This is a genomic window from Lacihabitans soyangensis (assembly GCF_024343775.1).
Lineage (GTDB): Bacteria > Bacteroidota > Bacteroidia > Cytophagales > Spirosomataceae > Leadbetterella > Leadbetterella soyangensis.
Genome location: NZ_RJUF01000176.1, coordinates 96,050 through 105,643, shown reverse-complemented (window position 1 = coordinate 105,643; position 9,594 = coordinate 96,050). Strand labels below are relative to the sequence as shown.

8 protein-coding genes are annotated in these 9,594 nt (G+C 36.4%); 6 read left to right on the top strand and 2 right to left on the bottom strand.

What is annotated here, in order from left to right; translation table 11 throughout:
* A partial coding sequence (locus tag EGI31_RS17840; protein WP_255036274.1) for a transposase occupies nucleotides 1-682 on the bottom strand: 682 nt, incomplete at its 3' end.
* A 384-nt stretch (nucleotides 683-1,066) separates the two neighbouring features.
* Between EGI31_RS17840 and EGI31_RS17835 the strand changes: the two genes are divergently transcribed.
* The 4 genes from EGI31_RS17835 (at nucleotide 1,067) to EGI31_RS17820 (ending at nucleotide 4,751) form a co-directional block, all read left to right on the top strand.
* Nucleotides 1,067-1,819 (top strand): Imm49 family immunity protein, encoded by a 753-nt coding sequence (locus tag EGI31_RS17835; protein ID WP_255038513.1) that lies wholly within the window; start codon nucleotides 1,067-1,069, stop codon nucleotides 1,817-1,819.
* 216 nt (nucleotides 1,820-2,035) lie between these two features.
* A complete protein-coding gene (locus EGI31_RS17830) occupies nucleotides 2,036-2,845 on the top strand; it encodes a hypothetical protein (protein WP_255038512.1) in 810 nt (269 codons plus the stop codon).
* Between the two features lie 31 nt (nucleotides 2,846-2,876).
* Nucleotides 2,877-3,974: a Nif3-like dinuclear metal center hexameric protein gene (locus EGI31_RS17825; RefSeq protein ID WP_255038511.1), complete on the top strand. Its 1,098-nt coding sequence runs from the start codon at nucleotides 2,877-2,879 to the stop codon at nucleotides 3,972-3,974.
* A gap of 30 nt (nucleotides 3,975-4,004) precedes the next feature.
* The gene (locus EGI31_RS17820) at nucleotides 4,005-4,751 is read left to right on the top strand and encodes a zinc ribbon domain-containing protein (RefSeq protein WP_255038510.1); all 747 of its coding nucleotides are present in this window, start codon (nucleotides 4,005-4,007) and stop codon (nucleotides 4,749-4,751) included.
* A gap of 679 nt (nucleotides 4,752-5,430) precedes the next feature.
* On the opposite strand, the gene EGI31_RS17815 is transcribed toward EGI31_RS17820, so the two are convergent.
* Nucleotides 5,431-6,774, bottom strand: coding sequence for a monooxygenase (locus EGI31_RS17815; RefSeq protein WP_255038509.1), 1,344 nt, complete (start codon nucleotides 6,772-6,774; stop codon nucleotides 5,431-5,433).
* Nucleotides 6,775-6,919: 145 nt separating this feature from the next.
* Here EGI31_RS17815 and EGI31_RS17810 point away from each other — a divergent pair, with 145 nt between their 5' ends.
* Both EGI31_RS17810 and EGI31_RS17805 read left to right on the top strand, forming a co-directional pair.
* Entirely contained in the window at nucleotides 6,920-7,657 is a 738-nt protein-coding gene (locus EGI31_RS17810; RefSeq protein WP_255038508.1) for a LytR/AlgR family response regulator transcription factor, read from the top strand.
* Nucleotides 7,658-9,562: a tetratricopeptide repeat-containing sensor histidine kinase gene (locus EGI31_RS17805; RefSeq protein WP_255038507.1), complete on the top strand. Its 1,905-nt coding sequence runs from the start codon at nucleotides 7,658-7,660 to the stop codon at nucleotides 9,560-9,562.
* Nucleotides 9,563-9,594: the final 32 nt, after the last annotated feature.

Below are 9,594 nucleotides of genomic sequence, written 5' to 3'. Positions count from 1 at the left end.
CTGACTCCACACCACTGATAAAAGAGGGTGATAAGTCTATACAAACTTGCTTGATATTCTGTCTCTGGGTACCTTTAGTTTCCAGATAATCAGCTATTTTCGTAATGGTGTCTGCTCCCTTGCCCTCAGTTGCATGTACTACCCTTGAAGTTTTCATATCCACCGCAACGGTTATATAATCATGCCCCTTTTTAGAACTTGTCTCGTCTATTCCCAATGTTGAAATATCACTATGATCTGCACCACAATAAGCAATTCCAAGCCAATAATTAAAGATATTCCAGATGCGATTGGGGTAAACTCCAATCACTTTGCCTACCTTGTTGACTGGCATTTCTTGCTCTATTAACAACATACTAAATGCCTCAAACAGAAGTGTAAAACCACTACCTTCCCGTGCCCACGGTACTGAGACTTGTTCAACCTTATTCTCAACAGTTTTTACACGTGGTATTTTACAATGTAGGTAACACTTATGCTCAAAAAAATTCTGGTGCCGCCACTTCCTATCTACTCTATCATGTACAGTACTCTTGCCAGTCTTATCAATAAAAAATCCAACTTTGTAGTCAATCGTTAAATGAAGCTCTTTTTGATAATCCCCATCCAAAAACTCTACTTTTGAAACATACCACGGCTCATTTAAACCTAAAGCCAATTGAAATATTTGTTCACTATTCATTGAACAAATATCAGAAACAAATTTTATCTTACCCACTTAATTCAACATAGCACCAAAATAAATAATAGCGGTAACGGATTTGATATTCTTTCCTTTGTTCCAAACAAGTCAAACCCAACATCTTTAAGAATATTTGAAGCTAAACCTTTGTCCGGCACTTCTGTCGAATTACCGTCGACCGTGAACAGCGGGACACAAATGAGTATGCAATGGATACAATCGAACATAAACCTAATGATTACTAATTCTGACCAAGTAATTCAGGAAGTAGGAAACTCCATGAATATATTAATGTTACAAAATAAAGTTGAGAGATTTGTAGTCACAATTGATAAAAATTTGAAGCAGGTAATTATTCTTAAACTTGATAACTTTTAAATTTATATGATTCAAGAATTGCAAGAAAAGCTTGAGCTCTGTTCAAAAAACGAGCATCTCTATTTGGAATATCTTAAAAATCCTGAATACAATGCAGAGTACTTGATAATGAATTTGATAAGTTGCAATTTGCAAATTGCCGCCAATGAAATATTTGGAAAAAAGGATATATACAAAGGTAAAAATTGCTTTTTTAGGGCAGCTTTGTTAAAACTGTTCTTGCATGAAAATTATGATAAGGGTACCTATACAAGTAGTAATTTGTTTTTAGTTTCTAACGGTTTCATGTATAGTATTTTAAGTGATAACCCTAAACTTATTAATCGCCTCTCAATATATGAAGATAATTTTTTAGACACTTTTGGAGCTTGTTTTGCTAAAGCCATTCAAGCTTGTATGAGGGGAGATAATAAATATTTAATTGAACAAATAACAAATCTAGAACGTCATACTAGAAAGGGTAATGCAAAAAATTATAGTGGAATTTCAATTGCATTTAAAGGGTTGATGGAATTTGATAAAAATACTATTGAAGAGGGTATAAAAGAAATACTTTCTAAACATAATAAACAGGAACAACCTACAGTGATAAAAGATTATTTAAATCTTGAGGCTCTTACTTTGGCAAAACTTGCATTAAGAAAAGGTATTCTTGTAAATATTGATAATCCCCTATTACCTAAAGAAATGATACCTATTAATGCATTAGAAAATTATAAAGGGTATGATATTTTAAAAGAAATTGAAGCTTTTTTATAACTCTTTGTCAAAAGGCTATTGCCTTCGCACGTGTGTAATGCGGTATTTGACCGCAGAAAGTAAATTTGAAACGAGAAGGAAATGAGTACAAAATATATATTGAATAATCAAAACGAGGTGTTTGTTTTAGGACATCAGTCATTCAATAACCGTAAAAAATATAAGAAATTATAAAAATTGATTAAAAATAAAAACCCCATTAACCCAAATATACGGATGCTAAAACCACTTTTATTAAGCCTACTGCTATACATCAGTACCGCTGTCAATTTACTGGCAGCTGGTGACCCACCCACAAAGCAAATCAAGGGCTCTGCTACTGCATTGAACGCTGCTCAGCAGCTTCAGCTCAACAAAGCCCTCGCAGGCTTGGAGCAAAGCCTTGCTGCAAATGCCGCTAACCTCAACTTTGTGGACCAAATGCAAGACATGCAGGAGACCGTAAGTCTTGCAGCCGAGTCAGACAGACAAGTAGCTCAAAAACTCATGAGCTATCTCGACGACAATCCAGAAAAAGTAAAAGACATCCTCAGTCTAAACTTTGAAGACCTCACCCGTTTGCCGATTGGTCTTACAGCCAAACTTAAAGACGACGCAAGGGTAACTCTAGGGGTTTTAGAAGCCAAGTTTTTCCCAACCTATGCTGAAGTAACCGTTTTTGCCCGTATAGTATTCACCGTTGATAACACCCAAAGAGACCTCTTCTTTGGTGTAGATGGTATCAAGTTCACCCGCAACGGCTTTGTGGATGGGGGTGGTTTTAGAGCTGTACTTCTTGGCGACTACCTCATTCCGGGTGACAAATGGACCATCAGACTCCGTGGTGGCTCAGGTAAAGGCGACAGAGATTACGATGGTTCTAAGACATTTGTCAATTTCGACTGTAACGACTTTCAAGAAGCCAGCCTAAGTGCCGATGTTATATTCCCACGCTCGGTATTGCTCCCTTATGATGTAGCCACAGGCAAAGAAAAACCTGAAGGTCGAGTAGTTTTTCAGCAAGAAAATTTAATAGGAAAAATTTAGTAAATTGCTGAATTGATTGAATATTTCAAAAATGACAATAAAAGAACTTACAGATTATTTAGAAAAGATAGCTCCACTGAGTTATCAGGAAGATTATGACAATTGTGGTCTCATTGTGGGTGAAGCTAATGCAGAAGTTACCAATGTTTTGGTAAGCTTGGATGTTACTTTGGAAGTCATAGATGAGGCCATTGCTAAGAAATGCAATTTGGTTATTGCCCATCATCCATTGATTTTCAAAGGTTTGAAGAAATTGAATGGCAAAAACTACATTGAAAAGTCGGTTATTAAGGCTATTAAAAACGATATTGCTATTTATGCCATTCATACCAATTTGGATAATGTAACGAATGGTGTTAATTTCAAAATAGCCGAGAAACTTAATCTGCAAAATGTAAGTATCCTAAAACCCAAGTCGGATACTTTGATGAAGCTTACTGTTTTTTGCCCCATAGAAAATACACCAAGACTTCAAGATGCCTTTTATGCTGCAGGTGCGGGTGAAATTGGAAACTATTCCAACTGTAGTTTTAAATCTACTGGAATAGGGAGTTTTAAGCCCAATTCGGTGGCAACACCTGTGATAGGCCAAAATAATAAGTACGAGGAAGTAGAGGAAAACAGAATTGAAGTAGTTTTTCCAGCGTATTTGGAGAGTAAAATATTGGAGACCATGCGTAAAAACCACATGTACAAAGAAGTAGCCTATTATTTACACAGAATAGAAAACCAAAACCAAGCGGTGGGTTCTGGTGCCATTGGAAACTTATCTGAGGCCATGACCAAATCTGAGTTTTTGGCCTACCTCAAAAATTGCATGAATTTGAATGTTATCAGGTTTACTGAAACAAAATCTGAAAAAATCAAGAAAGTGGCGGTATGCGGTGGAGTTGGAAGTTTCCTTTTGGCAGATGCTAAAAGACAAGGTGCTGATGCATTTGTAACGGCCGATTACAAATATCATGAGTTTTTTGATGCAGAAAATGAGATAATGATAGCAGATATTGGACATTTTGAGAGCGAAGTATACACAAAAGATTTAATTGTAGAAATAATTTCAAAAAAATTCACTAATTTTGCGTCCTATTTATCGGAAATAGATACGAATCCAATTAAATATTATCATTAAAAGAGGTGTTCTTTTTACATTCTTAAGTATATGGAGATTACAATAGCAGACAAGCTGGTTACACTTTTGGAATTACAGGAAATTGATTCAAGATTAGATCAATTAAGAAAGCTTCGTGGCGATTTGCCAGAGGAAGTGAAAGACCTTGAAGACGAGGTGATTGGAATCGAAACCAGAATTGGTAAATTCCAAATAGAGATAAACGCACTCAAAGAGGAAATCGAGCGTCATATCCAGAACAAAAAAGATGCTGAAAAACTTATAACCAAATATAAGGATCAGCAAATGAATGTTCGTAACAACCGTGAGTTTGACGCCATTACGAAAGAACTTGAGTTGCAAGAATTGGAGATTCAATTATCTGAAAAAAGAGTAAGAGAAGCTGAATACAAAATTAGCGTTAAAGAAAAAGAAATAGAAGATACCAATGCTGCCAAGGAGAAAAGATCAGAGGTATTGGAGCAGAAGCGTCAGGAATTGGACAAGTTGGTGTCTGATAGCCAAGACGAAGAGGAGAAATTAATGAAGCAGTCGGAGAAACAATCTAAGAAGGTTGAGGACAGACTTCTTAAAGCTTATATCAGAATCCGTGGAGGTGCCAAGAATGGTTTGGCGGTAGTAGCTGTTGACAGAGGTGCTTGTGGAGGCTGTTTCAACGTGGTACCACCGCAGCGTCAGGCGGATATTATGGATAAGCAAAAAATCATCATCTGTGAGCATTGCGGAAGAATATTGGCCGATGCCGATATGATAAAAGTACACAGAAAGAAGAAATAAGGATAACAGAAAAAGGAGCGATTCGCTCCTTTTTTTATGTCTTTTTTTGGAAAAGAGCGAGCTAGAAAATAAGTCTCAACATCACACTTCGGGACCGCTCAGTGTCCGAATACTCAAACTTCGGCTCCGCTCAGTGTCCGAATACTCAAACTTCGGGACCGCTCAGTGTCCAACTCCGACGTCGGCTCCGCTCAGTGTCTAACTCCGACACTTCGGCTCTGCTCAGTGTCCGAATACTCAAACTTCGGGACCTATCGGTCTCAATTTCATTTAGATTTTCATCTGAATTTTATTTTGCTCATTGTCCTGGTATTTAACTTTTCAGTAACCACACTTCGAGACCTACCGGTCGAAATTTCATTCAGATTATCATCTGAATTTCATTGTGCTCAGTGTAAAACTCTGACACTTCGGCTCCGCTCAGTGTCCAACTCCTACACTTCGGCTCCGCTCAGTGTCCAACTCCGACACTTCGGCTCCGTTCAGTGTTCGGGTGATGAATTTGCCAATAAACACTCAAATAATAACCACTCAACCAGTAACCACACTTCGGCTCCGCTCAGTGTCCAATTCCGACATTTCGACTCCGCTCAGTGTCCGAGTTACTAATTCACCAATAACCCGTCAACTAATAACCCGTCAACCAATAACCAGTATACCAATAACTAATGAACCAACCCTACTCTTCATAATAATACCCAAAAATAATTCCCATTTCGTCCTCGGAGGTAAATCCAAATCTGATGGTTTGATCCGTGTAATTGTTATAGGTTATTCTTGAGGTTAGGCTTTCTCCTGCTTTCAGTGCTATGGGGATGGCGTAGTCTATTTTAGCTGGATGTTCCCAATTTGTAGATGTGTATATCACTTCACCATTTCTGGCCCCCCCTTTAATTAATACTTCAAACTTTTCTCCTAGCTTGTGTGTATGTGAAAACAGGGTCACAATTCTAACGTTTTTGTCGAATTTGAAGTCTTTGGTAACGGTTGTTGTTTTCTTAGGAGGCAGGACAAAGTTGGTGTTGCCCAAGTCCAGTACCTTTAATGTCTTTTTTACTTTTTCTTTGGGTACGGTATATAAGTTTATGTATACTTCACCATTGTAGGACTTTGCACCTTTGTTGAAATAATGCGAGTTAACATCAAAAGTCATGTTGGCAGGAAGTTCAACTGCTGTACCTTCTGGAAAATTAAAGGTGAAATTGCTTTCACTTCCTCCAAAATAAAAAACATGATTGCCGATTTGCTGAAGGGTAAGGAAGTTAAAGGACAAATCTTTATTGCGTAAATCCCTGATTTCGTTAATTTGTGGAAGATTTTGATTGTTTCGAAAGCCATACAAAATAAAATGATGACTTCCGGGGTGCATTTTTAGTTGAAATTTATTCACGAATACGTTTTCTTTATTGTTCAAAGGTTTACGAACGAAGATTTCCCTCTCGAAATACGGATAGATTTCAAACGGCTCCAGTTTCATTTGAAAACCTTGATCGGCTGTCGGTGCGGCAAGCGGGTCGAATTTCTTTAAAACAGGCGTTTTGTCGTCTAATAGACTGACATCAACAACATTTCCTTCTTGGGGTGCTCCCGCTTCAATCCATCTTCTGATATACTCAATTTGGCCAGTAAATAGCATGTCTTTACCCAAAGGCATTATGCTACCAAAGTTCTTGTTGCTTTTGTGACTAGTTTCGAAAAGCATTTTTTGAAACATCAGACTATTTTCGGCATCAAAAGGTAAAACCCGCTTTAAGTTTTCATCTTTCGCAGTTGGATTTTTTGGAGTTGCATTTATCAGGTTTTGGTAAGATTTTCCCTCAGCTAATATTAGACCATGCTGTGGGAAAGTACCATCTGATTCGCTAAGATGACAGCCAGATACAGCACATGAAGTATTTAGAATTTCGGTTTGAATGTTTTCGAAAGTGCTGGTTTTTTCTAAATCTACGACATTTTTATTACAGCTAATTGTAAAAACAAATACCCCAGAGAAAAGTAAAAACACCCATGTTAAATTTTTCATGGCTCGATATTTTTGAAAAAAATAGGTTTTAGAATTTCTGATTACACAAATTGTTCTACAGATTATATGCAAATAAACACTGTTTATACATAATTGATTTCTTAGTGGTTTGTTTTTATTATATTTATGAGACATTCTTACCATTATGTTAAACGTAGTAATATTAGACGATGAATCCAAGGCGATTCAAAGTTTGGAGTGGGAACTTAAGAGTTTTTGTCCTAACGTGAACGTGTTGGCTACATTTACCAATCCATTCGAGGCAAAAGACTTTTTGCAGAGTAATTCCATCGATTGTATCTTTTTAGACATCGACATGCCCCAGATGGACGGCTTCCATTTTCTTGAGTTTTTTCCACAGCGTGACTTCTCGGTTATTATTACCACAGCCTATGATCAATATGGAATTCAAGCCCTAAAAATGCAGGCACTTGATTACTTGCTTAAACCTATCGATTCCGATGACCTCATTAAGTCTATTGAAAAAATAAGAGCTCATAAAAATTCTACTAACATTAAGGATATTTTGGAAGATATGCTTCTTAATATCAATACTTTACAGTCAATAGGTTCTAAAAAAATCAATATCAGTTGTGATGGTAAAATATACTTTTTAGAACCCAACGAAATACTTTTTTGTGAAAGTGACGGCAACTACTGTAATGTTTATTTGGAAAATGGACAAAAGCTTTTTTTGACCCAAATTCTAAAAAATATAGAAGAAAAATTGCCTAAAAGTATTTTTTATCGAGTTCATAATTCGTTCGTAGTCAACCTCAACAAAGTTAGGGAATATCAAAAAAATGAGGGCTATTTGGTGCTCACAAATGGAAAACACATACCGGTTTCAAGAACAAAAAAGGGGCTTTTTCTGGATAAATAAATGAAAAAAAATATCCTTATCATTTTCTTTTTCGTATTAAGTTTTGGTGCATTTGGTCAAGAAAATTTGGCAGAAGTCATCAGTTCATTGAAAGATAAACCAAATCTCGATTTAACAGAAATGGACAAAGCCTTTGCTGCCTTTAAGCGTGACTCTGCTGCTATGAGGCAACTTTCAGAGGTTTCAGGATTTGAACTAGGCAGAATATTCGGATTGAATTCATTGGGTGTATTGGCTAGAAATACCTCCAATTATAAAGAATCCATACGTCTACATCAGATGGCACTTAAAGCTGCTGAAGAACTTAAACACGCTGAATCAATTGTTTCCAGTTTAAACATGCTAGGCGTATCTTACCGACGACTAGACGAGGTACGATTGGCATTGGATTATCACAAACAAGCACTAAGTATTTCTGACAAAATAAAGCACAAGTCTGAAAGTATATTAAGAAGCACAGCCGTTTCATTAAATAGTATTGGTAACATTTATTTGGTTTTAAAACAATACGAATTGGCCGAACAGCAGTTTACCAAATCAATGGAAATTGAGAAAAAGCTAGAGAATAAATTAGGTTTAGCTATCAATTATCAGAACATCGGAATTATCAAAGAAGCTCAAAATAAGCTTGATGCGGCCCTTCAGAATTATAAAACTTCTTTGGAATATAACTTGCAAATTAAATCCGAATTGGGTAAGATTATTTGTGAAAATTCTATTGGACAGATACTTATAAAACAAAATAAGCCAGAAGAAGGTCTTCGAAGGATTCTCCCAACCATCGCATTGGCCGAAAAACTTGGGGATAAATATTATATTACAATGGCCAAGGTTAACTCAGGTTGGGCATTGAGTATACTCAAAGATTATCCGAATGCGGAGAAATATTTGCAAAGTGGTTTAGAAATGGCCATTGCCAATAGTTTCAACTCATCTACTTCTGAGGCCTACACGCATTTGGCATACCTATACGAATCCAAAGGTGAATATCCAAAGGCTTTAGAAAATTTGAAAAAGAAACAAGAATTTAGTGAGAAAATACTTAATGAAGAGAATCTTCGATATACGGCCGAGTTGATTGTAAAGTATGACAATGAGAAAAAAGAGAGTCAAATTGCCCTACTTGAAAAAGAGAATGAATTAGTTAAATACCGGCTTTTTGAAAATCAACGAATAATGATTTTCGCAGGAGTATTACTAGCCCTACTGGCTGGTCTTTTGTTTATTTGGTATAGACAATATCAACTGAAGAGTGAAAAGAAAGTTTTGATGTTAGAGCAGCAGATGATGAGGTCTCAAATGAATCCTCATTTTCTGTTTAACTCTTTGAATTCCATAAAGTTATATATCATTAATAACGAAAAGGAAAATGCAGTCTATTACCTTAATAAATTCTCTAAACTCATTAGAGCCATACTATCAAACTCAAGGGAGAAGGAAATTAGTCTGAAGGAAGAACTCGAAATGATGGAACTTTATGTCAATATTGAGAGCATCCGATTCACAGAAAAGATTCATTATGATGTAATCATAGATGAAAGCATTGACACCGAGCGAATCAAAATTCCTTCCATGATTCTACAGCCTTTCATTGAAAACGCCATTTGGCATGGTTTGTCTAATAAAGTTGGGGATAAGAATTTGAAAATATATATTACCAACAGGGTTAAGGGTCAGATTTCGTTTGAGATAGTGGATAACGGTATTGGCCGACAAAAAGCCCAAGAAATAAAGGAGAATAAGGTATCCAAACAAAACTCTATTGGCCTGAAACTGACCAAGGAGCGTCTGGAAAACTTTGCCAAAAATATCAATAAAGAGATTGTGATGGATTTTGAAGATATGGTTGACAACAATCAACAACCGTTAGGCACTAAGGCTATTATCATTTTACCTATAAAATAAAAGAGGAAGCTTTTGGCTCCCTCTTCTGGTTT